The organism is Nocardiopsis oceani (assembly GCF_054777395.1).
This window is the reverse complement of sequence record NZ_BAAHAR010000047.1, coordinates 17,716-39,887: the sequence shown is the minus strand read 5'-3', so window position 1 is coordinate 39,887 and position 22,172 is coordinate 17,716. Positions and strand designations below refer to the sequence as shown.

Here is a 22,172-nt window from a genome sequence, read left to right as displayed (position 1 = left end):
AGGGCTCCTTCGGGCTTCAGGCGAGCGGTGTAACGGACTCGGCGGCCTCGACGACCGACCCGTCGGCGACCAGGGCGGCGACGGCTGCGATCTCGGGGGCCAGGTAGCGGTCGGGGCCGGGGCCGGGGACCCGGTCGCGGACCGCGCGCAGGACGGCGCCGGTGGCGGGTCCGGGCTCCAGCGGGGAGCGCAGGTCGAGGGCGCGGGCCGCGGTAAGCAGCTCCACCGCCAGCACGTTGGTGAGGCCGTCCACCGCGCGGCGCAGCTTGCGGGCGGCCGACCAGCCCATGGACACGTGGTCCTCCTGCATGGCCGAGCTCGGGATGGAGTCGACGCTGGAGGGCACGGCCAGGCGCTTGAGCTCGGAGACGATCGCGGCCTGGGTGTACTGGGCGATCATGTGGCCCGAGTCCACCCCGGGGTCGTCGGCGAGGAAGGCCGGGAGCCCGTGGGAGCGCGAGACGTCGAGCATGCGGTCGGTGCGCCGCTCGGCGATCGAGGCGGTGTCGGCGACGGCGATGGCGAGGAAGTCCAGCACGTAGGCGACGGGCGCACCGTGGAAGTTGCCGTTGGACTCCACCCGGCCGTCGTCGAGCACGACGGGGTTGTCGATCACGCTGTCCAGCTCGCGCGCGGCCACGAGCAGGGCGTGGGAGAGGGTGTCACGGGCGGCTCCGGCGACCTGTGGGGCGCAGCGCAGCGAGTAGGCGTCCTGGATCCGGTTGCAGTCGGGACCCCGGTGGGAGGCGACGATCGGCGAGTCGGCGAGCAGGGCGCGCAGGTTCGCGGCTGAGGCGGCCTGCCCGGGGTGCGGGCGCAGGCGCTGGAGCTCCTCAGCGAAGACCCGGTCGGTGCCGAGCTGGGCCTCGACGCTCATGGCCGCGGTGATGTCGGCGACCTTGAGCAGGCGCTCCAGGTCCACGCAGGCCATGGAGAGCATGCCGAGCATGCCGTCGGTGCCGTTGATGAGGGCCAGACCCTCCTTGGCACCGAGCTCCACGGGCCGGATGCCGGCCTCGTCCAGGGCCTCCTCAGCGTCCCGGAGATCACCCGCTGCGTCGCGCACCCGGCCCTCGCCCATGAGGGCGAGGGCCACGTGCGACAGGGGCGCCAGGTCGCCGGAGCAACCCAGGCTGCCGTACTCGTGCACGACGGGGGTGATCCCGGCGTTGAGCAGCGCGGCGAGCGTCTCGACGGTGACCGGCTGGACGCCGGTGTTGCCCGAGGCCAGCGTGCGCAGGCGCAGGAGCATTAGGGAGCGCACGACTTCGCTCTCCACCTCGGGGCCCGCACCGGCGGCGTGCGAGCGGATCAGGGAGCGCTGGAGGCGGGCGCGCAGGTCCGGAGCGATGTGCCGGGTGGCCAGGGCGCCGAACCCGGTGCTGACCCCGTAGGCGGGAACCTCTCCCTTGGCCAGCGACTCGACCCGCTCACGGCCGTGCCGGACGGCCTTGCGGGTCTCCTCGCTGAGGATGACGTGGGCGCCGTCGCGGGCGACGGCGAGGACCTGGGCCGGGGTGAGCGGGGCACCGCCGACGGGAACGGAAGCAACTGCTATGGACATGCCCCCATTCGACCGTGCCGCAAGGCCTGGGAGAAGCCCGGACACGACGGTTCCGTCTGGGATATCAGACATCCGCGTCCGGTGGCGCGGGATACTTGAAGGTGCGGGACACCCGGTGTGCGACGATCGGGGCATGAGTCATGTTCCGGCGGCGACGCGGGCACTGCGGCTGCTGCGCTACCTGGCCTCGCGGCCCGGCCCCGTGTCCGCCACGGCGATCGCGAACGGGCTCGGGCTGCCCCGGTCCAGCGTCTACCAGCTCCTGGAGGCGATGGCCGAAGAGGGCTTCGTGACCCACCTGACCGAGGACCGGCGGTGGGGGCTCGGAGTGGCCGCCTTCGAGATCGGTTCGGCCTACCTGCGCCACGACGGAATCGAGCGCCTAGCCCGCCCGTTGCTGCACCAGCTCACCGAGACCACCGGGGCCACCGCCCACCTGGGGATACTGCACGGGGCGGACACGCTCTACCTCCTCAAGGAGCAGCCTCCGCACGTGCCCGTGCTGATCACCGGGGTGGGGGTGCGCCTGCCCGCCCACCTGACCGCGTCGGGGCGATCGATGCTCGCGCGGCTCCCCCGCTCGCAAGTGCGCGCCCTGTACCCGGACACGGCGGCGTTCACCGACCGCACCGGTCGGGGCCCCACAACGCCGGGGGAACTGCGTACGGTGCTGTCCGAGGAGCGCCAGCAGGGCTGGTCGATCGAGGACGGCCAGGTCACTGAGGGCTTCGTGTCCGTTGCGGCGGCCGCCGTGGACCACAACGGGCGCCCCGCTGCCGCGATCAGTCTGACCGTGCCCAGCGCACGGCCGGTCACCCCGAGGGCGTTGGCCGCACGGGTGCGCGACGCCGCGGGAGAACTCACCCGCAGGCTCAGCGGCAGGGCTGGTTCACCGGCGTAGCGGCGGCGTCCGTTCGACGATGTTGGGCAGGGGCGCGGTGCGCTCCACCATCTTCAGGATGTGCTCCTTACGGTTGCGGGGCACCTGCACGTAGAACTGCGTGGCGGCGTCCGGGTCGACCTCGAGGTCGAGGCTCTCCGCGGTCTCCGCCCAGCCCGGCAGTTCGGCGTCGGTGCGGGGGGTGTCCAGTGCGAACTCGATGAAGTAGGTGACCCTGCGCCCTCCGGTGTGCACCTCGCGGATACGGCGGAACTCCTGCCAGGCGATGAAGGTCCCCTCGCCGGGGAACCACCACTTGCGTTCCTGGAGGACGGTGATGCCGTCGCTGTCGGCGCTGATGCCTTGGCGGGTGATGCGCTGCGGTAGCCCGCGCACGAGGAAGATGTTGCTGCCCGGGCCGATGAAGAACATGATCAGCCCGGCGAACGCCCACAGCGCCACCGAGCTGACCGTGGTCTCCTCGAGCAGCACGTGCCAGAACATGGAGCCCACCACCAGGACGAAACCGAGGGTGAGGGCGGCGGAGAAGTAGGCGGCCGTCATCCACATGCGCGCGTTGGGTCCGCGCAGGCTGACGTAGCGGCGAAGGTGGGACACGCTCGCCGGACGCTGGGTCAGGTCCGAGGGGACACCCCGTGAGGCAGGGGGGAGATCCGGTGGTTCGGGGGAAGCCATGCCCCCATTCTTCCAACTTTCCGGTGTGCTCGGTGCGGTGGCTCACCTTGTTTGTCGGCCCGTTTTGTCGGCGTTTCGTGGCCGCGGGCGGCCAATCCCGGAGAACACCTGATGACCGCGGTCCCCTGGTACTAGGGTCCTGCCCATGAGGCGCAGTACACGCGAGTACGAGACCGAACTCCTGGTGGACGGCGAGGTCCTGGTCCACGCGGGGATCGTGTACCAGGGGCAGACGATGCTCCACGACGAAGGGGTGGACCGCTTCGCACCGCTGGAGCGTTGGGCCCAAGGGGTCGCGGAGAGCCTGGGCGAGCCGGTCACCTGGCGGGCCCGGGCCCACAACGAACCGGAGGCGCGTGGTACGGCTCAGCCGGGTGAAGAGGTTCAGAACCGCCTGGCGCTCTGAGCCCCGCACTTGGCGCACTGGAACTTGCGGTCGTCGCCGAGGATCCAGTCGTGGTCTCCTCCGGTGGGGCACGCTGACATCGACACCAACTCCTCAGTAAGGGGACTTCGGGGGCGGGCGATCATCGTATTTCCCACCAACCACACCAGTCCCGAGAATGAGAAGATGTGCGCCTTCCTCACGTCTGTGCGAAGCGTGTCGCACGCGCCGGGGCCCGCCGCTCGACGAGCGGCGGGCCCCGGTCGGGAGCCGGGTTCGTCCGGCTCCGAGAGCTAATTCTGGGAGGCCTTCATGTGGGCCTCGACAGCGGCGCGGTCCGCGCGGAGCTTCGCGAGGGCCTCGTCGAGGATGAGCTTGCCCTCCTCCACGCTGCGACGCTCCTTCACGTACGCCAGGTGCGTCTTGTACGGCTCGGTACGCGGAGGCGCCGGGGGGTTGGCCTTGTCCTTACCCGCGGGGAAGCCGCAGCGCGGGCAGTCCCACTCGTCAGGCACCGCAGCTTCGCTCGCGAAACTGGGGATGACCTCGTGCAAGTTCGCACAGTAGAACGGAACCCGGACACGGGGAGCGGATTCGCCCCGCTCCGCCTCGCCCATAGGGCCGGCTCCGACTCGGCTGCCACGGATGGCACTGCCACTACCCACGAAAAACTCCTTCGGCGAACTCGCTCACCGATTGACTCGGGCGAGCTTTGTGGTCGAGGGGGCTGCGGCCGGTCGGCGCGCTACATTCCCCGGTTGATCAACAGGCCGAGCACGACGATCGTCACGATCCACACGATCCCGACCGCAACGGTCATCCGGTCGAGGTTGCGCTCGACAACGGAGGATCCGCCGAGCGACGACGTGACACCGCCACCGAACATGTCGGACAGGCCGCCGCCCTTACCCTTGTGCATCAGCACAAGGAGGATCAGCAGCACGCTGAGAAGCATCACAAAGATGGACAGACCGAGGATCACACGCTCACCCGTAGCTCGACCCCGCAGCGGGGGGATGGACACCTCGGCCCCCCATTCCCCACCCGCACCAGCGCCGACAAGAGGGCGCCGACCTGGCAGCGGGTCACGGAAGGAGGAGACCGGGGACGTTTTCGGATTTTACCGTGCCGGCAGCGACACGTGTGGAGAAACCGCGAGGCACGGGAATCCCCACAGCGAAGTCTAGCCCGAACGGGGCACCTGTCGGACACCCCACCCGTCACCCATGGACATCAGAAGGTGACGGGCAGGCATAGACAAGACGTTTGGTCAGCCGTTCTCACCGAAACGAATCACCTTGGCGAACTCATCGGCCTTGAGGCAGGCACCGCCGACCAGGGCTCCGTCAACGTCCTCCTTGGCCATGATGCCGGGGGCGTTGTCACCCTTGACCGAACCGCCGTAGAGCACGCGGACGGCACCGGACACCTCGGAGGAGTACAGCTCGGTCAGGCGCCCGCGGATCGCGGCGCAGACCTCCTGCGCGTCCTCGGGGGTGGCGACCTCGCCGGTACCGATGGCCCACACGGGCTCGTAGGCGACGACGATCTTCTCGGCCTGCTCGACCGGGATCTCCTTCAGGGCACCGTCCAGCTGGGCCAGGACGTGCTCGACCTGGTTCCCGGCCTTTCGAACTTCGAGGCCCTCGCCCACGCACAGGAGCGGGGTGATCCCGTGCCTGTAGGCGGCCTTCACCTTGGCGTTGACCAGCGCGTCGTCCTCGTTGTGGTGCTCACGGCGCTCCGAGTGGCCCACCAGGGCGTAGGAGCAGTCGAGCTTGGCGAGCATCGGACCGGAGACCTCGCCCGTGTAGGCGCCCTTGTCGTGGGCGGAGATGTCCTGCGCACCGAACTTGATGCGCAGCTTGTCCCCGTCCACCAGCGTCTGCACGCTGCGGATGTCGGTGAACGGCGGCAGGACGACGACCTCGGCGTTGTCGTAGTCCTTGTCGTTCAGAGCGAAGGCCAGCTTCTGGACGAGGGCGATGGCCTCCAGGTGGTTGTTGTTCATCTTCCAGTTGCCCGCGATGAGCGGCATGCGCTTGGTCATCTTTGACTCTCTTCAGATCGTCGGGAGAGGGCTGTGTTCGAATTCAGGCGAGTGCGTCGATGCCGGGAAGGTCCTTGCCCTCCAGGTACTCCAGGCTGGCACCGCCGCCGGTGGAGATGTGGCCGAAGGCCGCCTCGTCGAAGCCCAGCGCGCGCACGGCCGCGGCGGAGTCGCCGCCGCCGACCACGGTGAAGGCGCCGGAGTCGATGATCGCCTGGGCCAGCGCGCGGGTGCCGCCCGCGTAGGGGGCCATCTCGAACACACCCATCGGGCCGTTCCAGAACACGGTCTTGGTGTCCGCCAGCTTCTCCGCGAAGAGCGCCTGGCTCTTGGGACCGATGTCCAGGCCCATCCGGTCGGCCGGGATGGCGTCGACGTCGACCTCGGCGTGGGCGGCGTCGGCGGCGAACTTCTCGGCGGCCACGACGTCCACGGGCAGGACGATCTCCACACCCTCGCGCTCGGCGCGCTCGAGGTAGCCGCGGACGGTGTCGAGCTGGTCGGCTTCGAGGAGGCTGGAGCCGACCTCGTAGCCCTTGGCCTTGAGGAAGGTGAACACCATGCCGCCGCCGATGAGCAGGCGGTCGGCGGTACCGAGGAGGTTGTCGATGACACCGAGCTTGTCGGAGACCTTGGAGCCGCCCAGAACCACGGCGTAGGGGCGCTCGGGCTCAGCGGTGAGCTTCCGCAGGACCTCGACCTCGGTCAGGACCAGACCGCCGACAGCGTGCGGGAGCTTGCCGGGCAGGTCGAAGACGCTGGCGTGCTTGCGGTGCACGGCGCCGAAGGCATCGCCCACGTACAGGTCGGCGAGCTGGGCGAAGCGGTCGGCGAGCTCGCCGCGCTCGGCGTCGTCCTTGCTGGTCTCGCCGGCCTCGAAGCGGACGTTCTCCAGCAGCGCGACCTGTCCGTCAGCCAGCCCCGCGGACGTGGCTCGCGCGGACTCACCGGCGGTGTCGGTGGCGAAAGCGACCTCGGTGCCGAGCAGCTCACCCAGGCGGGCGGCGACCGGGCGCAGGGAGTACTGGGGGTCCGGTGCGCCCTTGGGGCGGCCCAGGTGGGCGGCGACGATCACGCGGGCACCGCGCTGCCGGAGCTGGTCGATGGTCGGTAGGGCCGCGCGGATGCGGCCGTCGTCGGTGATGCGGTCACCGTCCAGCGGCACGTTCAGGTCGGCCCGTACGAACACGCGCTTTCCGGAGACGTCGAGTTCGTCGATCGTCCGCATGCTGGTCTCCTCGTTGGGGTGTTGAAGTCTGAAGGCCCCGGACGGGGTCGCGCACGCGACGGCACCCCCACCGCGCGAGGGCGGAAGGGGTGCCGGGTCACGCGACTGCGGCCACGGGGCGGTGGACCCGGTGGTTACAGGTTGGAGCCGACCAGCTTGGCCAGGTCGACCAGGCGGTTGGAGTAACCGAACTCGTTGTCGTACCAGCCGAGGATCTTGACCTGGTTGCCGGCGGCCATGGTCATCCCGGCGTCCAGGGTGCAGGAGGGCGAGGTGCCGACGATGTCGGAGGAGACGATCGGGTCCTCCGTGTAGACCAGGATGTCCTTGAGCGGGCCTTCGGCGGCGGCCTTGAACGCGGCGTTGACCTCGTCCTTGGTGACCTCGCGGTCCAGCGTGACGACCAGGTCGGTGGCGGAGCCGTCCGGGACGGGGACGCGCATGGCGATGCCGTCCAGCTTGCCCGCCAGCTCGGGGATGGCCAGGGCGGTGGCCTTGGCCGCACCGGTGCTGGTGGGGATGATGTTCTGCGCGGCCGCGCGGGCGCGACGCAGGTCTTTGTGCGGCAGGTCCAGGATGACCTGGTCGTTGGTGTACGCGTGCACCGTCGTCATGAAGCCCTGCTGGATACCGAAGTTGTCCAGCAGCACCTTCGCCATGGGCGCCACACAGTTGGTGGTGCAGGAGGCGTTGGAGATGATGTTGTGGTTGGCAGCGTCGTACTTGTCGTCGTTGACGCCCATGACGACGGTGATGTCCTCGCCCTTGGCCGGGGCGGAGATGATGACCTTCTTGGCACCGGCGTCGATGTGCTTCTGGGCGTCCTCGGCCTTGGTGAAGATGCCGGTGGACTCGACGACGACGTCGACGTTCAGGTCGCCCCAGGGAAGCTGGGCCGGGTCGCGCTGAGCCAGGACCTTGACGGTCTTGTCGCCGACGCGGATGAAGTCGTCACCGGCCTCGACCTCGCCCTCGAGGGTGCCGAGCACGGTGTCGTACTTGAGCAGGTGCGAGAGCGTCTTCGTGTCGGTGAGGTCGTTGACCGCGACGATTTCGATGTCGCTGCCGCCAGCGGCGACCGCGCGCCAGAAATTGCGGCCGATACGACCGAAGCCGTTGACGCCTACACGGATGGTCACGGAACCAATCTCCTCACAAATCGCACATCAGTTTCACCCGGGCGCTGCGCCGTACCTCGGGGTATGACCGGTACGGCCCGGCCCGACCGCGTTGAACAGCGTGAACGCGTAACAGGTGTTCACAAAGAGCCTAGCGGAATGCTGACGGGGAGCAGTTCCTACCCCATGTCTGACGACCCGTCACCCTCTCCCGGGTTCGCGACCATCCTGGCATTGCACGGCGGAGAGGTCTATACCATTTTCGGAAGTTATCCGGGAGTTTTCGCAGTTAACAAAGCCGAACATCCGTGTTTCCGCGCCGTTCCGGCCGGTTCCCGGCCAGCGCCCGGTCAGGGGACGAGCATGTCAGGAGTGAGGTTCGCCTCTGTTCCCTCGATGCCCAGATCGCTGGCACGCTTGTCCGCCATGGCCAACAGCCTGCGAATACGTCCAGCGATGGCGTCCTTGGTCAGCGGAGGAACGGACAGTTGGCCGAGCTCCTCCAGGGAGGCCTGCTTGTGCGCCAGGCGCAGCTGGCCGGCGGCCACCAGGTGCTTGGGCGCCTCCTCCCCCAGGATCTCCAGGGCACGCTCCACCCGGGCGCCCGCCGCGACCGCGGCCCGGGCACTGCGCCGCAGGTTGGCGTCGTCGAAGTTGGCGAGCCGGTTCGCGGTGGCCCTCACCTCCCGGCGCATCCTGCGCTCCTCCCAGGCCAGCACGCTCTGGTGTGCGCCCAGCAGGGTGAGCAGCGCCCCGATCGAGTCCCCGTCCCGCACCACCACCCGGTCCACTCCGCGCACCTCACGCGCCTTGGCGTGCACCTTGAGGCGGCGGGCCGCGCCGACCAGGGCCAGCGCGGCTTCGGGGCCGGGACATGTGACCTCGAGTGACATCGAGCGGCCCGGCTCGGTGAGGGAGCCGTGCGCGATGAAGGCGCCGCGCCAGGCGGACTCGGAGTCACAGGCGCCGCCCGCGACCACGTGGCGGGGCAGGCCGCGCACCGGGCGGCCGTTGTTGTCGACCAGGCCGGTCTGCCGGGCCAGGGACTCGCCGTCCTTGATCACCCGCACCACGTACCGGTTCCCCTTGCGCAGTCCGCTCGGCGAGAGCACCACGACCTCGGACTCGTGGCCGAAAACCTCCGAGATGTCCTTGCGCAACCGCCGGGCAGCGGCACCGGTGTCGAGTTCGGCCTCGATCACGATCCGGCCGCCCACGAGGTGCAGGCCTCCGGTGAAACGCAGGATGGTGGACACCTCCGCCTTGCGGCAGCATGGCTTGAGAATCGCCAGACGGCTCAACTCATCCTTCACCACGCCGGTCATCGCCATCGCTGCGATCCTCCCCTTGAACTGGCAGAACACCGGCGCCCCACACTCAGACACCGGGGGTGCCGCCGCGGGCTCTGCCACGGGCGGCTTTCTCGATGCAGACTACGTGACACGCGCCTTAACACCGACCCCCTCACGGCGTGTTGCCGCTCCGCCTTCCCTGCTCACAGGCGGCGTGTCGGCCTTCGTGGCGGTGTGCGGTCAATTGCTCCCGTGCTTGCCGCCGGTACCGGAGTCGGCCAGCAGGGACTCCACGTACTCTCGCAGGACGACCGCGTGGTTGTGCTCGGTGTCCTTGGCGGCGTAGAGCAGGGTGACCGGCCCCCTGCGCGCCGCCGCCAGGATCGGCTCGAGTACCTCGGGGCGGCGGTCCAACTCGGCCCGGTACCGTTCGGCGAACTCGGCGAAGCGTTCCGGGGCGTGCCCGAACCACCTGCGGAGTTCGGGGCTGGGTGCGGCGTCCTTGACCCAGAGATCGCCCGCCACCTCGGTCTTGCGCACGCCGCGCGGCCAGAGGCGGTCCACGAGGAACCGGGGCCCGGGCGGGGACGCCTCCGCCCGACCGGGATGCTCTTCGGCCCGCACCTCGTCGTAGACGCGTTCCAGGTAAACGTGGTGTTCAGCCATGGGACTGCCCTTCCCGGGCCGCGGTCACGGCGAACCCGCGCGCTCCCCAAGAATCGGCCTCCGGGCGGCGCCATCGCCCCACCAAGCCCAGTGGCCTCACCAACCCCGGCACCCAAAGGCCCCTTCAGGCCTCCAGGATGCGTTCCAGGGCCTGGGCCAGCCTGTCGGGATCGTGCCTGGGCGTTCCGTCGCCCCGGCTCAGATCGTCGAGCTCCAGTCGGCCGCCGAGCTGGCCCGCCACCGCCCGGAGCGGCCCGCTGTCCTCCACGCTCCCCCGGTCGGCCAGCACCACGTCCACCCCCAGTTTGGGGGCGTGCTCGTGCAGCACCTCGAGATAGGTCTCGGGACGGAAATCGTCGGTCTCTCCGCGCTGCGGAGAGAGGTTCAGGGCGACCAGGCGTTTGGCGCGGGTGGTGACCAGGGCGTCGGCCAGCTCCGGGACCAACAGGTGCGGGAGCACGCTGGTGAACCAGGATCCGGGACCGAAGACCACCCAGTCGGCCTCGCGCACGGCCTTGACCGCCTGCGGGCTGGCGGGCGGTTCCTCGGGGACCAGCCCGATGGAGCGCACCTGGCCGCTGGTACTGGCACAGGCCACCTGGCCTCGCACCGTGGTGAGCTGGTCGGGCCGTTCCGGGTCGGTCCCCGACACCTCCGCGGCGATCTCCAACGGCACCGACGACATCGGCAGGACCCGGCCGTGGGCGCCCAACAGCTGGCCCACCCAGTCCAGCCCGGCCACGGAGTCGCCCAGGAGCTCCCAGAGGGCGACGATCAAGAGGTTGCCGACCGCGTGGCCGTGCAGGTCACCCTCCGAACGGAACCGGTGCTGGAGCACGTGGCTCCAGGTGTGCCCCCACTCGTCGTCCCCGCACAGCGCGGCCAGGGCCATCCTCAGGTCGCCGGGCGGAAGCACGCCCAGCTCCTCCCGCAGTCGGCCGCTGGAGCCACCGTCGTCGGCGACCGTCACGATCGCGGTGACATCCGTGGTCACCCGGCGTAGCGCCGACAACGAGGCGTGCAGGCCGTGCCCGCCTCCTAGCGCGACCACTCGGGGAGGTCGCGACTCATCGCCGCTGTCCGACGCCGTGCTCTTCGACATGCCTACGGCCTGCCCCCTCCGGACCGGCACCAATAACGACCGGGCCAATGTAAGGGAAGACGCCACACTTGGCGATTCGGTTCGCACCGAGGCCCCAGAGTTGGCCGGTCCCGGTCACGTCCGGTTACTCCCGGCTCACATCCCGGTGCACGACGTGCACGTCCACTCCCTGGGTACGGAGCCGGTCGGCGAACTGTTCGGTCATGGCCACGCTGCGGTGCTTACCCCCGGTACAGCCCACCGCGAGCGTCATGTAGTGCTTGCCCTCGCGCTGGTAGCCGGCGAGCGTCAGCTTCAGAACCTCCGAGTAGGCCTCCAGCATCTCCTTGGCGCCGTCCTGGGAGAGCACGTAGTCACGCACCGGCTCGTCGCGGCCGTTCATCGGTCTGAGCTCAGGCACCCAGTGCGGGTTCGGGAGGAAGCGGCAGTCGAGGACCAGGTCGGCGTCGACCGGAAGGCCGTGCTTGAAACCGAACGAGACCACGTTGGCGCGCGGGCGCACCTCGCCGCTCTCGCCGAAGAAACCGATCACCCGGGCCTTGAGCTGGTGCACGTTGAGCTGGGAGGTGTCGATCACCAGGTCGGCGTCGCCCCGGATGGCCAGCAGCGTCTCGCGCTCGCGGGCGATGCCGTCGGTCACCCGACCGTCCCCCTGCAGTGGGTGCGGGCGGCGGACCCCCTCGAACCGGCGGACCAAGGCGTCGTCCCCGGCCTCCAGGTAGAGCACCCGCGCCGTGATGTCGCGCTTGCGCAGCTCCTCGACCGTGGACAGCAGGTCCTCGGTGAAGGCAAGGGAACGCACGTCCACCACCACCGCGACCCGGGGGACCGCCCCGTGGGTACGGCCCGCCAGCTCGATCATCGTCGGCAGCAGCCCCGGAGGCAGGTTGTCCACCACGAACCAGTCCAGGTCCTCCAAAGCCCTGGCCGCCGTGCTGCGACCCGCACCGGACATCCCGGTGACGATGACCACCTCGGGCGGCAGTTCCCCGCCTAGTTCGACCGTCATGTGTCTCCTCCCCCGTCTGTACTCTGACTTGCCTTCGCCCCGTCGCTCTCCCCATCCCGCCGACCGGGGCCGCCGGACAGGTGCTCGTGAACCGCCTCAGCCAGTTTGGGGCCGATTCCGGGAACGGCGGCGATCTCCTCGGCGCTCGCCGAGGCCAGCCGCTTGACCGAGCCGAACTCCTTGATGAGGGCCGTCCTGCGCGCGGGCCCGAGCCCCGGGAGCTCGTCCAGACTGCTCCCGGTGAGCGCCTTGGCGCGCTTCTGCCGGTGGTACTGGATGGCGAAGCGGTGGGCCTCGTCGCGTACCCGCTGGAGCAGGTAGAGGCCTTCTCCAGTGCGCGGGAGGATCACCGGGTCCTCGTCGTCGGGCAACCACACCTCCTCCAAGCGCTTGGCCAGGCCGCAGACAGCCACGTCGTCGATCCCGAGCTCGTCCAGGGCGCGCCGTGCCGCCGCGGCTTGGGGCCGGGCACCGTCCACAACCACCAGATTAGGGGGGTAGGCGAATCTTCCGGGGGCGGGTTCATCTCTGCCGGAGGATGGCTCCCCCTGGCCTTGGTGGCCGCCGTGGTCATCGGTGTCACCCATGCGGACCACCTCTCCGGAGCGCGCGCTCTCCTCCAGGTAGCGGCGGAAACGGCGCTTGACCACCTCGTACATGGCGGCGACGTCGTGTTGTTCGGCTCCCCCGGCTCCGCTGCCGCGGACCGAGAAGCGGCGGTACTCCGGTTTGCGTACCAGCCCGTCCTCGAAGACCACCATCGACGCCACGACGTGCTCGCCCTGGAGGTTGGAGATGTCGAAGCACTCGATGCGCAGCGGCGCCTCGGGCAGGTCCAGCGCCTCTTGGATCTCGTTGAGCGCCCTGCTGCGGGTACTCAGGTCCCCGGCCCGGTGCGTCTTGTGCCGGGCGAGCGCCTCGCGTGCGTTCTTGTCGACCGTCTCCATGAGGGACTTCTTGTCTCCGCGCTGCGGTACGCGCAGGTCCACCGCCGATCCCCGGTGCTGCGAGAGCCAGGCGGCGAGGGCGCCGGGGTCGGCGGGCTCGTGCGACACCAGGATCTCACGGGGCACCGCAGTACCGGTGCCCTCCGTCTCGTCCGATCCGTCGAGCGGTCCGTAGAGCTGGCCGAGGAGGGTCTCCATGAGCTCATCGGGGCCGGCGTCGGTGACCTTGTCCACCACGTAGCCGCGCTGGCCCCGGATCCGGCCGCCGCGCACGTTGAAGACCTGGACCGCCGCTTCCAAGGGGTCCTCGGCCAGGGCGATGACGTCGCAGTCGGTGGAGTCGGGCAGGACCACGGCCTGCTTCTCCAGGGCGGCGCGCAGGGCCTCGATGTCGTCGCGGATCCGGGCGGCCCGCTCGTACTCCATCTCCTTGGCCGCTTCGGTCATCCGGCCCTCCAGCTCGCGGATGAAGCGACCGGTGTCACCGGCGAGGAAGGAGCAGAAGTCCTCCACCAGCTCCCGGTGCTCTTCGGGGCTGGCCTTGCCCACGCAGGGGGCCACACACTTGCCGATGTAGCCGAGCAGGCAGGGGCGGCCGCTGCTGCGCGCCCCCCGGAAGACCCCGGCCGAACAGGTGCGCACCGGAAAGACCCGCAGCAGCAGGTCGACGGTCTCCCGGATCGCCCAGGCGTGCGAATACGGACCGAAGTAGCGCACCCCCTTGCGCTTGGCGCCGCGCATCACCTGTACTCGTGGGAACTCCTCGTTCAGGGTCACCGCGAGGTAGGGATAGCTCTTGTCGTCCCGGTACTTGACGTTGTACCGCGGGTTGTACTGCTTGATCCAGGAGTACTCGAGCTGGAGCGCCTCGACCTCGGTGCCGACGATCGTCCAGTCGACGTCGGCGGCGGTGGAGACCATCTGCTGGGTACGGGGGTGGAGTCCGGCGAAGTCGCGGAAGTAGGAGGACAGCCTCGACCGCAGGTTCTTGGCCTTGCCCACATAGATCACGCGGTCCGACGCGTCCCGGAAGCGGTAGACACCCGGTTCGGTCGGGATGGAACCGGGTGCGGGTCGCAGGTGAGGAGTCGCAGCCATGGCCCCATTCTGGTGTGTCCCGGGGACAGACGACCACCTCGCCTGGTGGCGCGGCCCGTGTAGCCCATCACTAAACGGCAATCCGACCCGCCAAACGTCACGATTGGATATCTGGATGGTCTACCTTGGGCGGGTACACACGAACTTACCGACATGAACGACAAGGGGGCTCTTCGTCGTGGACGTTGCCCAATGGACCGCGATCGGCATCGCCGTCGCGGTTTCGATGGTCCTGGTCTTCGTTCTCCAGTGGCTGCTCAACCACAAGTTGGGCAAGGTCTGGCCGATGGCCCGCTACGTGGTCGCGCGCTCCGCGATCACCGCCTACACCGCCGCGGCAGTGGTGGGCGCCAACCTCGCGCTCCCCAGCGTGAGCGACGTCGGGTGGAGCACCTACCAGACCATCAATCACGCGATGACGATCCTGATGATCGCGTCCCTGACCGCTCTGATCCTCAGCTTGGCCTACGCGGCCACGGACATGGTCCTGGAGCGCCTCTCGGCCAGCAACGGCGACGCGGACCGCCGCGCCCGCCGCATCCAGACCCAGGTCCGCCTCCTGCGCCGGGTCATCACCTCCATTGTCGTCGTCCTGGCGGTCTCCGCGATCCTGTTCACCTTTCCCGAGGTCCAGGCACTCGGAGCCGGCCTCATGGCCTCCGCCGGTGTGATCGGTATCGTCGCCGGTGTTGCCGCCCAGTCGACCCTGGGCAACCTGTTCGCCGGACTCCAGCTGGCCTTCAGCGACGCCCTGCGGCTCGGCGACGTCGTCGTGGTCGAGGGCGAGTGGGGCCGGGTCGAGGAGCTCAGCCTGGTGAACGTCACCATCAAGATCTGGGACGAGCGCCGCCTGGTCGTTCCGGTGGCCAACTTCACCACGACCAGCTTCGAGAACTGGACGAAACACGGCACCAACATCACCGCCAAGGTGCAGCTTCCCCTGGACTGGGAGGTGCCGATCGGTGAGCTCCGCGAGGAGGCCGGGAAGCTGGTCACCTCCAGCAAGCACTGGGACGGGCGCAGCTGGTCCTGCCAGGTCGTGGACATCAGCGAGACCGGCGAGGTCCTGGTGCGGATCGTCGCCACCGCCGCCGACACCGGCGACCAGTGGCACATCGCCTGCGAGATCCGCGAGCACCTCATCGGCTGGCTGTCCACGAACTACCCGCAGTCCCTTCCCCGCAAGCGCACCGAATTCGTCACCGGCGCCCCCGAGGACGAAGCCGCCTACGCGGCGGAGTTCCCCACGTCGGCGTTCCGCCGTGCCACCGCGGCCTCCGGCGCCGCCCACGACACCAACGGTTCGGCCCAGGCCGGAAACCCCGAAGAGGTTTAGAAGCCTTCTCTCCACCCCGTACACGACGGAGCCCCACCGAGACGCACTCGGTGGGGCTCCGTCGTCGTGTGCCCGTCTCAGACGGCCGCGAGCAGCCAGTACGTGCGGCTCAGTCGAGGATGATGTCGGTACCGTCGATCGTCACGGTGAACGGTTCCAGCGGGTCGTCGGCGGGCCCGGCCACCGGCTCGCCCGAGGCGATGTCGAACTGGCTGCCATGGCACAGGCAGCGGATCACCTCGTCGACTTCCTGGACCGTGCAGCCCCCGTGGGTACAGGAAGCACTGAAGGCCTTGTACTCGCCCTCTTCGGGCTGGGTGACCACCAGCTTGCTGTGGCTGAACACCGCCCCGCCGCCCTCGGGCACCTCCGTGGTCTGACCGACCACGTGGCCGCGCCGGATCTCCTGCGCGGCGGGTGGCTCGCCGCAGGCGCTCACGGCGGTCACGGCCGCCGCGGCCCCCGCCGTACCGAGCAGCCCGCGCCTGCTCATCCCGCACCCGCATGTCCTGTTTCCGGCCACGTCCGAACGCTCCTCACCTGCGCCTGAATTCCAACTACGAACTGTAGTAGAAGAGGGAGGGTGACCTGACCGGGGGTCCCCGTCGGCACTGGAGCCCCCGACGGCTCAGCGGACGTCGAGGACCACGGTTCCGGCGATCCTGTCGTGCAAGCCCTGCTGGTTGGGTCGGTTCCACGCCGCCATGCCGCCGATGAGGACCGCCATCACGAAGACCAGCACGAACCAGAACGCCCCGGTGAAGAACAGCAGTGCGGGGAAGGCGTACAGGGCGGCGCGGACCATCACGGAGGCGAGCGGGATCTCCCCCAGCTGTCCCCCGGAGGCCAGCGGGGCCACCTTCAGGTTCATCACGCGCTTGCCGAAAGTCTGCTTCCAGCGCGAGACCGCGTACGTCTCGTACCCGGTGTACAGGAGGAACACGGTCGGCCAGAGCAGGAACCAGACCCGGGCCCCCAGGTCCATGGTCGAACCGCCGAAGACCGCCCGCGCCCCGGCCCAGGTGAACGCGAAGATCAGGCTCACCACCAGCGCGGGCAGGGCGATCACGGCCAGGTCGACCAGGCGCGCCGCCGCCCGTGCGGACCAGCGGGCCAACGGGTACCTGGCGCCCTCGGCCGGCGGCGGGGGCTGGGGACCCCCGGCGTTCGGCGCACCCTGGGGATCCTTCGCCGGGCCCGGACCCTGGTTCGGCGGGGTGCCCTGGTGGGGCGGATGCCCCCACCGCGTCGTCCCCCGGTCGGGTTCGTGCGGGGGCGGGGCAGCGTTCATGGTGACGACGAACCTCCTGTTGGGGGCGGGCGCGGGTCAGGGCGGGGACATACCCGACTCTACCGAGGCCCGGACAGAGCGAACGCCCGTGCTGTGGGTCCAGGGCCACAGCACGGGCGCCATACCGTCTCGGCGCGCTTCGGCTAGAGCATCTTCGCCAGGAACTGCCCGGTGTAGGACTCGGCGACCGCGGCGACCTCTTCCGGCGTTCCCTCGGCCACGACCAGGCCGCCGCCGGAACCGCCCTCGGGACCCATGTCGATGACGTGGTCGGCGGTCTTGATCACGTCCAGGTTGTGCTCGATGACGATCACCGTGTTGCCGCTGTCAGCCAGCCGGTTGAGGACCCCGAGGAGCTTGCGGATGTCCTCGAAGTGCAGTCCGGTGGTGGGCTCGTCGAGCACGTACACGGTCCGGCCGGTGGAACGGCGCTGCAGCTCGGCCGCGAGCTTGACCCGCTGGGCCTCGCCGCCGGACAGCGTGGTGGCGGGCTGGCCCAGGCGCACATAGCCCAGCCCGACGTCGTCCAGGGTCTGCAGGTGGCGGCGGATCGCGTTGACCGGCTCGAAGAACTCCAGCGCCTCGGTGATCGGCATGTCGAGCACCTCGGAGATGCTCTTGCCCTTGTACTTCACCTGGAGGGTCTCCCGGTTGTACCGGGCACCGTGGCAGACCTCGCAGGGCACGTACACGTCGGGCAGGAACTGCATCTCGATCCGGAGCGTGCCGTCACCGGAGCACGCCTCGCAGCGGCCGCCCTTGACGTTGAAGGAGAACCGCCCCGGCTGGTAGCCGCGCGTCTTGGCGTCGGTGGTCTGCGCGAACAGCTTGCGCACGTGGTCGAAGACGCCGGAGTAGGTCGCCGGGTTGGAACGCGGGGTGCGGCCGATCGGGCTCTGGTCGACGTGCACCACCTTGTCGACCTTGTTCATGCCGTTGACCCGCAGGTGGCGGCCGGGCACGCTGCGCGCGCCGTTGAGCTCCTTGGCCAGGGCCTTGTACAGGATCTCGTTGACCAGCGTGGACTTGCCGGAACCGGAGACCCCGGTGATGGCGGTGAACACACCCAGTGGGAAGGCGACGTCGATACCGTCGAGGTTGTTCTCCCTCGCTCCCCTGACCACGAGCTCGTTCCCCTTGGTGAGGGGGCGGCGCACGGCCGGAAGGGGGATGACCCGCCTCCCGGCGAGGTAGTCGCCGGTGAGCGACTCGGACGAGGTGAGGAGTTCGTCGACGATGCCGGAGACCACGACGTGTCCGCCGTGCTCGCCCGCGCCCGGACCGATGTCCACGACCCAGTCGGCGGAGCGGATGGTGTCCTCGTCGTGTTCGACGACGATGAGCGTGTTGCCGATGTCGCGCAGCCGCTGGAGCGTCTCCAGGAGCCGGGCGTTGTCGCGCTGGTGCAGGCCGATGGACGGCTCGTCCAGCACGTAGAGGACACCCACCAGGCCGGAGCCGATCTGGGTGGCCAGCCGGATGCGCTGGGCCTCGCCCCCGGAGAGCGATCCGGAGGAGCGGGACAGGCTGAGGTAGTCCAGCCCCACGTCCAGCAGGAAGCCGAGCCGCGCGTTGATCTCCTTGAGCACCTGCGCGGCGATGACCATGTCCCGGTCGGACAGCGTGAGGCCGGCCAGGAAGTCCGCGCTGTCGCTGAGCGACATCGAGGCGACCTCCGCGATGGACTTGCCGCCGACGGTGACCGCCAGTACGACCGGCTTCAGGCGGGTGCCATCGCAGGTCGGGCAGGGCACGGACCGCATGTAGCCCTCGAGCCGCTCCCGGGTGTGGTCGCTCTCCACCTCCGCGTGGCGGCGCTTGACCCACGGCACCACACCCTCGAACTCCGTGTAGTAGGAGCGGCTGCGCCCGTACCGGTTCCGGTAACTGACGTGGACCTGGGTGTGGTGGCCCTCCAGGATCGCCTTGCGCGCGGCGCGGGGCAGGCGCTCCCAGGAGGTGTCCATGCCGAAGCCGACCGCCTCGCCCAGGGCCTTGAGGATGCGTTCCCAGTAGCCGCCGTTGTGCCCGCCCGACCAGGGGGCGATGGCGCCCTCGGACAGGGACCTCTCGGGGTCGGGCACCAGCAGGTCGGCGTCGACCTCCATCCGGGTGCCCAGGCCGGAGCAGTCGGGGCAGGCGCCGTAGGGGGCGTTGAACGAGAAGGAGCGCGGTTCGAGCTGTTCGAAGGAGAGGTCGTCGTAGGGGCAGTACAGGTGCTCCGAGAAGACCTTCTCGCGCTCGGGGTCGTCGGTGTCCAGGTCGACGAAGTCCAGGACGATGGTGCCCCCGGCCAGTTTGAGGGCGGTCTCCACCGAGTCGGTGAGCCGGCCGTTGGCGCTGGGCTTGACGCTGAGCCGGTCGACGACCACGGCGATGTCGTGCTTGTCGTAGCGGCCGAGCTTGGGGGCCTCGTCCAGCCGGACCGCCTGGCCGTCGACGACGGCGCGGGTGAAGCCCTTGGACTGCAGGTCCTTGAAGAGTTCGATGTACTCGCCCTTGCGGCCGCGCACGACCGGCGCGAGCACCTGGAAGCGGGTGCCCTCGGTCATCTCCATGACCCGGTCGACGATCTGCTGCGGCGTCTGACGGGCGATCTCGCGACGGCATTCCGGGCAGTGCGGAACACCCACGCGGGCCCAGAGCAGGCGCAGGTAGTCGTAGACCTCGGTGATGGTGCCGACGGTGGAACGCGGGTTGCGGCTGGTCGACTTCTGGTCGATGGACACCGCGGGTGACAGTCCCTCGATGAAGTCGACGTCGGGCTTGTCCATCTGGCCGAGGAACTGGCGGGCGTACGCCGACAGAGACTCGACGTAGCGGCGCTGGCCCTCGGCGAAGATCGTGTCGAAGGCGAGCGATGACTTGCCCGAACCGGACAGGCCGGTGAACACGATCATCGAGTCGCGCGGCAGGTCCAGGGACACGTCCTTGAGGTTGTGCTCCCGTGCTCCACGGACCACGAGTTGTTCGACCATCGAGTGAGACATCCTTCGGCTCTGAGCACAGGACGCGGACTACGTCGCTTGACGTCGCTGGTACCCGTGTGTGGCTTCGCGGTACGGCGGTCGCAGGCCCCTCGGGGCCGCGCGGCCTCGGAACCGGGCCGCTGAGGGAATGCGGGAGGTGGTACTTACTCCCTGCCCGACAAGACTAACGATCGCCGGTGACAGTTTCTTCCACCGCACAGAAGTGGTGGTACCCATAGCGCTCCGGCGCCGCGGGTGCCACCACTATAGACGAACGCGTGTTCGATTTCGCGCGGTTCCCGTCAAGTTCTCCGTGTAATGCCTCAGGGCATCGGTGACGGTTCAGCCGGTTCCGGGAGGTCCGCCGTTGCCGAGGACGGCATTGCCAGCAAGGTCGAGGCCGACTGTGACCGCCATGAGCTCGGGTGCCCGGGTGACGCGGCGGCGTCCGCAGTGCCCAGTTCCCCGGGAATGCGGCACCGCTCCTCGTCGGTGAACGACGCTTCGTCGAGAACAGCGGTCGGGCTGCCGCCCCGGCCCTGCCGCTGGCACTCGTCGATGACCACTACCTCGGGCATGGCACCGGGTCGGCCGTCACCCTCATCGTCAGGTCCAGCGCGGGCGCGCTGTGCGTCAACTCGCCGACCGAAACGAGGTCGGCTCCCGTCTCGGCGATGGCGCGGATCTCGGCCACGACCGCCAGGCCTTCCGGAACGCTCCACGCGGTGGTGATGCCGTGGCTCGACTCATCCCCGGCCCGGGCAGCGGCGACGGCGGTTCGCGCCGCCGGTGCGGGGAACTCTGGCATGGTCCGCGCTCTCCAGTCCTGTGGTTACGCGCCGACAACTTGAGTCTCGCGCGGACCGCTGTCAGAACCGGTTGCGCTGGCTGTCGTCGGCATCCTCGGCGGCAGCGGGCGGGGCGTCGGCAAGCTCGGCGGCCCACCGCCGTGACCACGCGATGACCGGATCGAGGGCCTCGCGGGCGTCGTGGCCGAGCGGGGTGAGGCTGTAGTTGCCGTCGGGCAGCACCTCGGCGAGTCGAGCCTCTTGGAGCTCTGTGAGCCGCTGCCGCAGGACGCTTGACGACATGCCGTCGCAGCGCCGCTGCAGGAGCCGGGAGCGCCAAGCGCTCCCGGCCTCGCATGCCCCGACGCGACTACTACGCGGTGCCCGGTACCTCCCCGCCCGGCGGCCAGGAGGTGGCCGACGTAGTCGTTCACGGCCCAGGTGCTGACCAGCCACGGTTTCCGCACGGTCGATCCGGCCCGTACCACTCCGGCGGAGGCATTTCCGTCCCCAAGAGGCTGCTCCTGGACGCCGGCCTAGGCTTCGCCCTTGTCGGCGGAGACCGCGTCGCGGTCGGCGGCGACGGCCTCCTTCCTGCGTTTGTCGATGCCGGACTTGATCAGGCTGCCGACGACGGTGACGGTCATGATGCCGAGGATGACGGTCAGCGAGACGCCGATACCGACCTCCATGACGTCCACACCGTTCTCGTGCAGGGCGTGCAGGACCATCTTCACACCGATGAAGACCATGATCGCGGACAGGCCCCAGCTGATGTAGGCCAGCCGGTCCATGAGCCCGGCCAGCAGGAAGTAGAGCTGGCGCAGACCCATCAGGGCGAAGGCGTTGGCGGTGAAGACGATGTAGGCGTCCTGGGTAAGGCCGAAGATCGCCGGGATGGAGTCGACGGCGAAGACCAGGTCGATGACGCCGATCGCGACGATGACCAGCAGCATCGGGGTGACGTGGCGGCGGCCGTCGAGCTTCACGGTCAGCTTGGCGCCGTGGTAGTCCTTCGTCACCGGCCAGAAGCGCTTGACCAGGCGCACGACCGGCGTCTGGGTGAAGTCCTTCTCCTCGTCGCCACCCTTCACGTGGTCCCGGAGGATCTTGTAGCCGGTGTAGATGAGGAAGGCGCCGAAGAGGTAGAAGACCTCACTCCAGGCGTTGATGACCTGGGCGCCCAGGACGATGAAGATGCCGCGCATGATGATCGCGAGGACGATGCCGACGAGCAGGACCTCGTGCTGGTACCGCTTGGGAACCGCGAACGCGGTCATCAGCAGGTAGAACACGAAGAGGTTGTCGATGCTCAGGCTCTTCTCGGTGACGAACCCGGCGAAGTACTCGGCACCCGAGGTGACGTTTCCGAAGTACATGACTCCGAGGCCGAACACGATGGCGATGCCGATGTAGAAGGCGGCCCACCAGGCGGCCTGGCGGATCCCGAACTCCTTGGGACCCTTCGTCTTGCTCCACGGGTGGTCGACGATGATCAGATCCAGCGTCAGGATCAGGATCATGGCTGCGATCGTGGCAGCCCAAACCCACAGGGGAACGTTCACGGACGGACTCTCCTCCGGTTGGTGCGCGCGAGCGTTATGCACGCACGACGGTTAACCGGAGGTCTCTCCCGTTCACACGCGGACGGTGTGAACCGGCGGAACCGGGAGCACGCCGATGTACTCCGTGATGACGGCGCCGCCGCGACAGGGATACTCCCCTCACGTGGTGAAGCAGGCGCGAAAAGCGC

21 protein-coding genes are annotated in these 22,172 nt (G+C 69.2%); 3 read left to right on the top strand and 18 right to left on the bottom strand.

Annotated elements, in window-relative coordinates; all coding sequences use genetic code 11:
* Positions 1 to 16: 16 nt before the first annotated feature.
* Positions 17 to 1,564: a histidine ammonia-lyase gene (hutH, locus tag ACYVDG_RS25665; RefSeq protein WP_460758793.1), complete on the bottom strand. Its 1,548-nt coding sequence runs from the start codon at positions 1,562 to 1,564 to the stop codon at positions 17 to 19.
* A gap of 133 nt (positions 1,565 to 1,697) precedes the next feature.
* Here hutH and ACYVDG_RS25660 point away from each other — a divergent pair, with 133 nt between their 5' ends.
* Positions 1,698 to 2,465, top strand: coding sequence for an IclR family transcriptional regulator (locus ACYVDG_RS25660; protein WP_460758791.1), 768 nt, complete (start codon positions 1,698 to 1,700; stop codon positions 2,463 to 2,465).
* Here ACYVDG_RS25660 and ACYVDG_RS25655 read toward each other — a convergent pair.
* Entirely contained in the window at positions 2,454 to 3,140 is a 687-nt protein-coding gene (locus ACYVDG_RS25655) for a hypothetical protein (protein ID WP_460758789.1), read from the bottom strand. The genes ACYVDG_RS25660 and ACYVDG_RS25655 overlap by 12 nt on opposite strands.
* 145 nt (positions 3,141 to 3,285) lie before the next feature.
* Between ACYVDG_RS25655 and ACYVDG_RS25650 the strand changes: the two genes are divergently transcribed.
* Positions 3,286 to 3,546 carry a hypothetical protein gene (locus ACYVDG_RS25650; RefSeq protein ID WP_460758786.1) on the top strand — a complete coding sequence of 87 codons (261 nt, stop codon included), beginning with the start codon at positions 3,286 to 3,288 and terminating at the stop codon, positions 3,544 to 3,546.
* 272 nt (positions 3,547 to 3,818) lie between these two features.
* On the opposite strand, the gene ACYVDG_RS25645 is transcribed toward ACYVDG_RS25650, so the two are convergent.
* The 10 genes from ACYVDG_RS25645 to uvrC form a co-directional block, all read right to left on the bottom strand.
* A complete protein-coding gene (locus tag ACYVDG_RS25645; protein ID WP_460758784.1) occupies positions 3,819 to 4,190 on the bottom strand; it encodes an RNA polymerase-binding protein RbpA in 372 nt (123 codons plus the stop codon).
* Positions 4,191 to 4,270: 80 nt separating this feature from the next.
* Positions 4,271 to 4,507: a preprotein translocase subunit SecG gene (gene secG / locus ACYVDG_RS25640; RefSeq protein ID WP_460758780.1), complete on the bottom strand. Its 237-nt coding sequence runs from the start codon at positions 4,505 to 4,507 to the stop codon at positions 4,271 to 4,273.
* Positions 4,508 to 4,795: 288 nt separating this feature from the next.
* Positions 4,796 to 5,575 carry a triose-phosphate isomerase gene (gene tpiA / locus ACYVDG_RS25635; protein ID WP_460758777.1) on the bottom strand — a complete coding sequence of 260 codons (780 nt, stop codon included), beginning with the start codon at positions 5,573 to 5,575 and terminating at the stop codon, positions 4,796 to 4,798.
* A gap of 43 nt (positions 5,576 to 5,618) precedes the next feature.
* On the bottom strand, positions 5,619 to 6,803 hold the full coding sequence (locus tag ACYVDG_RS25630; RefSeq protein WP_460758774.1) for a phosphoglycerate kinase: 1,185 nt from the start codon (positions 6,801 to 6,803) through the stop codon (positions 5,619 to 5,621).
* A gap of 134 nt (positions 6,804 to 6,937) precedes the next feature.
* Positions 6,938 to 7,942: a type I glyceraldehyde-3-phosphate dehydrogenase gene (gap, locus tag ACYVDG_RS25625; protein ID WP_460758772.1), complete on the bottom strand. Its 1,005-nt coding sequence runs from the start codon at positions 7,940 to 7,942 to the stop codon at positions 6,938 to 6,940.
* A 329-nt stretch (positions 7,943 to 8,271) separates the two neighbouring features.
* Positions 8,272 to 9,252, bottom strand: a complete 981-nt coding sequence (whiA, locus tag ACYVDG_RS25620; RefSeq protein ID WP_330094586.1) for a DNA-binding protein WhiA — start codon at positions 9,250 to 9,252, stop codon at positions 8,272 to 8,274.
* Between the two features lie 201 nt (positions 9,253 to 9,453).
* Positions 9,454 to 9,879, bottom strand: a complete 426-nt coding sequence (locus ACYVDG_RS25615) for a DUF488 domain-containing protein (RefSeq protein ID WP_460758770.1) — start codon at positions 9,877 to 9,879, stop codon at positions 9,454 to 9,456.
* A 124-nt stretch (positions 9,880 to 10,003) separates the two neighbouring features.
* Complete coding sequence (locus ACYVDG_RS25610) at positions 10,004 to 10,981, bottom strand: gluconeogenesis factor YvcK family protein (RefSeq protein ID WP_460758768.1); 978 nt, start codon at positions 10,979 to 10,981, stop codon at positions 10,004 to 10,006.
* 124 nt (positions 10,982 to 11,105) lie between these two features.
* The gene (rapZ, locus tag ACYVDG_RS25605) at positions 11,106 to 11,990 is read right to left on the bottom strand and encodes an RNase adapter RapZ (RefSeq protein WP_460758766.1); all 885 of its coding nucleotides are present in this window, start codon (positions 11,988 to 11,990) and stop codon (positions 11,106 to 11,108) included.
* Positions 11,987 to 14,035, bottom strand: a complete 2,049-nt coding sequence (uvrC, locus tag ACYVDG_RS25600; protein ID WP_460758763.1) for an excinuclease ABC subunit UvrC — start codon at positions 14,033 to 14,035, stop codon at positions 11,987 to 11,989. The genes rapZ and uvrC overlap by 4 nt, the downstream gene beginning before the upstream one ends.
* A gap of 178 nt (positions 14,036 to 14,213) precedes the next feature.
* Between uvrC and ACYVDG_RS25595 the strand changes: the two genes are divergently transcribed.
* On the top strand, positions 14,214 to 15,371 hold the full coding sequence (locus tag ACYVDG_RS25595; RefSeq protein WP_460758761.1) for a mechanosensitive ion channel family protein: 1,158 nt from the start codon (positions 14,214 to 14,216) through the stop codon (positions 15,369 to 15,371).
* Positions 15,372 to 15,480: 109 nt separating this feature from the next.
* Here ACYVDG_RS25595 and ACYVDG_RS25590 read toward each other — a convergent pair whose 3' ends face one another.
* The 6 genes from ACYVDG_RS25590 to ACYVDG_RS25565 all read right to left on the bottom strand — a co-directional run bounded on the left by ACYVDG_RS25590 (position 15,481) and on the right by ACYVDG_RS25565 (position 21,984).
* A complete protein-coding gene (locus ACYVDG_RS25590) occupies positions 15,481 to 15,864 on the bottom strand; it encodes a Rieske (2Fe-2S) protein (RefSeq protein ID WP_460758760.1) in 384 nt (127 codons plus the stop codon).
* A gap of 135 nt (positions 15,865 to 15,999) precedes the next feature.
* Positions 16,000 to 16,662, bottom strand: coding sequence for an RDD family protein (locus tag ACYVDG_RS25585; protein WP_460758758.1), 663 nt, complete (start codon positions 16,660 to 16,662; stop codon positions 16,000 to 16,002).
* Between the two features lie 143 nt (positions 16,663 to 16,805).
* Positions 16,806 to 19,640 (bottom strand): excinuclease ABC subunit UvrA, encoded by a 2,835-nt coding sequence (gene uvrA / locus ACYVDG_RS25580; RefSeq protein WP_460758755.1) that lies wholly within the window; start codon positions 19,638 to 19,640, stop codon positions 16,806 to 16,808.
* 556 nt (positions 19,641 to 20,196) lie between these two features.
* Positions 20,197 to 20,439: a hypothetical protein gene (locus tag ACYVDG_RS25575; protein ID WP_460758752.1), complete on the bottom strand. Its 243-nt coding sequence runs from the start codon at positions 20,437 to 20,439 to the stop codon at positions 20,197 to 20,199.
* A 61-nt stretch (positions 20,440 to 20,500) separates the two neighbouring features.
* Positions 20,501 to 20,722 (bottom strand): hypothetical protein, encoded by a 222-nt coding sequence (locus ACYVDG_RS25570; protein WP_460758749.1) that lies wholly within the window; start codon positions 20,720 to 20,722, stop codon positions 20,501 to 20,503.
* Positions 20,723 to 20,955: 233 nt separating this feature from the next.
* Positions 20,956 to 21,984 carry a TerC family protein gene (locus tag ACYVDG_RS25565; protein WP_460758746.1) on the bottom strand — a complete coding sequence of 343 codons (1,029 nt, stop codon included), beginning with the start codon at positions 21,982 to 21,984 and terminating at the stop codon, positions 20,956 to 20,958.
* Positions 21,985 to 22,172: the final 188 nt, after the last annotated feature.

Coding starts and splice junctions, on each gene's coding strand:
- hutH (WP_460758793.1), bottom strand. CDS start 1,564: ATGTCCATAGCAGTTGCTTCCGTTCCCGTCGGCGGTGCCCCGCTCACC.
- ACYVDG_RS25660 (WP_460758791.1), top strand. CDS start 1,698: ATGAGTCATGTTCCGGCGGCGACGCGGGCACTGCGGCTGCTGCGCTAC.
- ACYVDG_RS25655 (WP_460758789.1), bottom strand. CDS start 3,140: ATGGCTTCCCCCGAACCACCGGATCTCCCCCCTGCCTCACGGGGTGTC.
- ACYVDG_RS25650 (WP_460758786.1), top strand. CDS start 3,286: ATGAGGCGCAGTACACGCGAGTACGAGACCGAACTCCTGGTGGACGGC.
- tpiA (WP_460758777.1), bottom strand. CDS start 5,575: ATGACCAAGCGCATGCCGCTCATCGCGGGCAACTGGAAGATGAACAAC.
- ACYVDG_RS25630 (WP_460758774.1), bottom strand. CDS start 6,803: ATGCGGACGATCGACGAACTCGACGTCTCCGGAAAGCGCGTGTTCGTA.
- whiA (WP_330094586.1), bottom strand. CDS start 9,252: ATGGCGATGACCGGCGTGGTGAAGGATGAGTTGAGCCGTCTGGCGATT.
- ACYVDG_RS25615 (WP_460758770.1), bottom strand. CDS start 9,879: ATGGCTGAACACCACGTTTACCTGGAACGCGTCTACGACGAGGTGCGG.
- ACYVDG_RS25610 (WP_460758768.1), bottom strand. CDS start 10,981: ATGTCGAAGAGCACGGCGTCGGACAGCGGCGATGAGTCGCGACCTCCC.
- rapZ (WP_460758766.1), bottom strand. CDS start 11,990: ATGACGGTCGAACTAGGCGGGGAACTGCCGCCCGAGGTGGTCATCGTC.
- uvrC (WP_460758763.1), bottom strand. CDS start 14,035: ATGGCTGCGACTCCTCACCTGCGACCCGCACCCGGTTCCATCCCGACC.
- ACYVDG_RS25590 (WP_460758760.1), bottom strand. CDS start 15,864: ATGAGCAGGCGCGGGCTGCTCGGTACGGCGGGGGCCGCGGCGGCCGTG.
- ACYVDG_RS25585 (WP_460758758.1), bottom strand. CDS start 16,662: ATGAACGCTGCCCCGCCCCCGCACGAACCCGACCGGGGGACGACGCGG.
- uvrA (WP_460758755.1), bottom strand. CDS start 19,640: ATGGTCGAACAACTCGTGGTCCGTGGAGCACGGGAGCACAACCTCAAG.
- ACYVDG_RS25575 (WP_460758752.1), bottom strand. CDS start 20,439: ATGCCAGAGTTCCCCGCACCGGCGGCGCGAACCGCCGTCGCCGCTGCC.
- ACYVDG_RS25570 (WP_460758749.1), bottom strand. CDS start 20,722: ATGTCGTCAAGCGTCCTGCGGCAGCGGCTCACAGAGCTCCAAGAGGCT.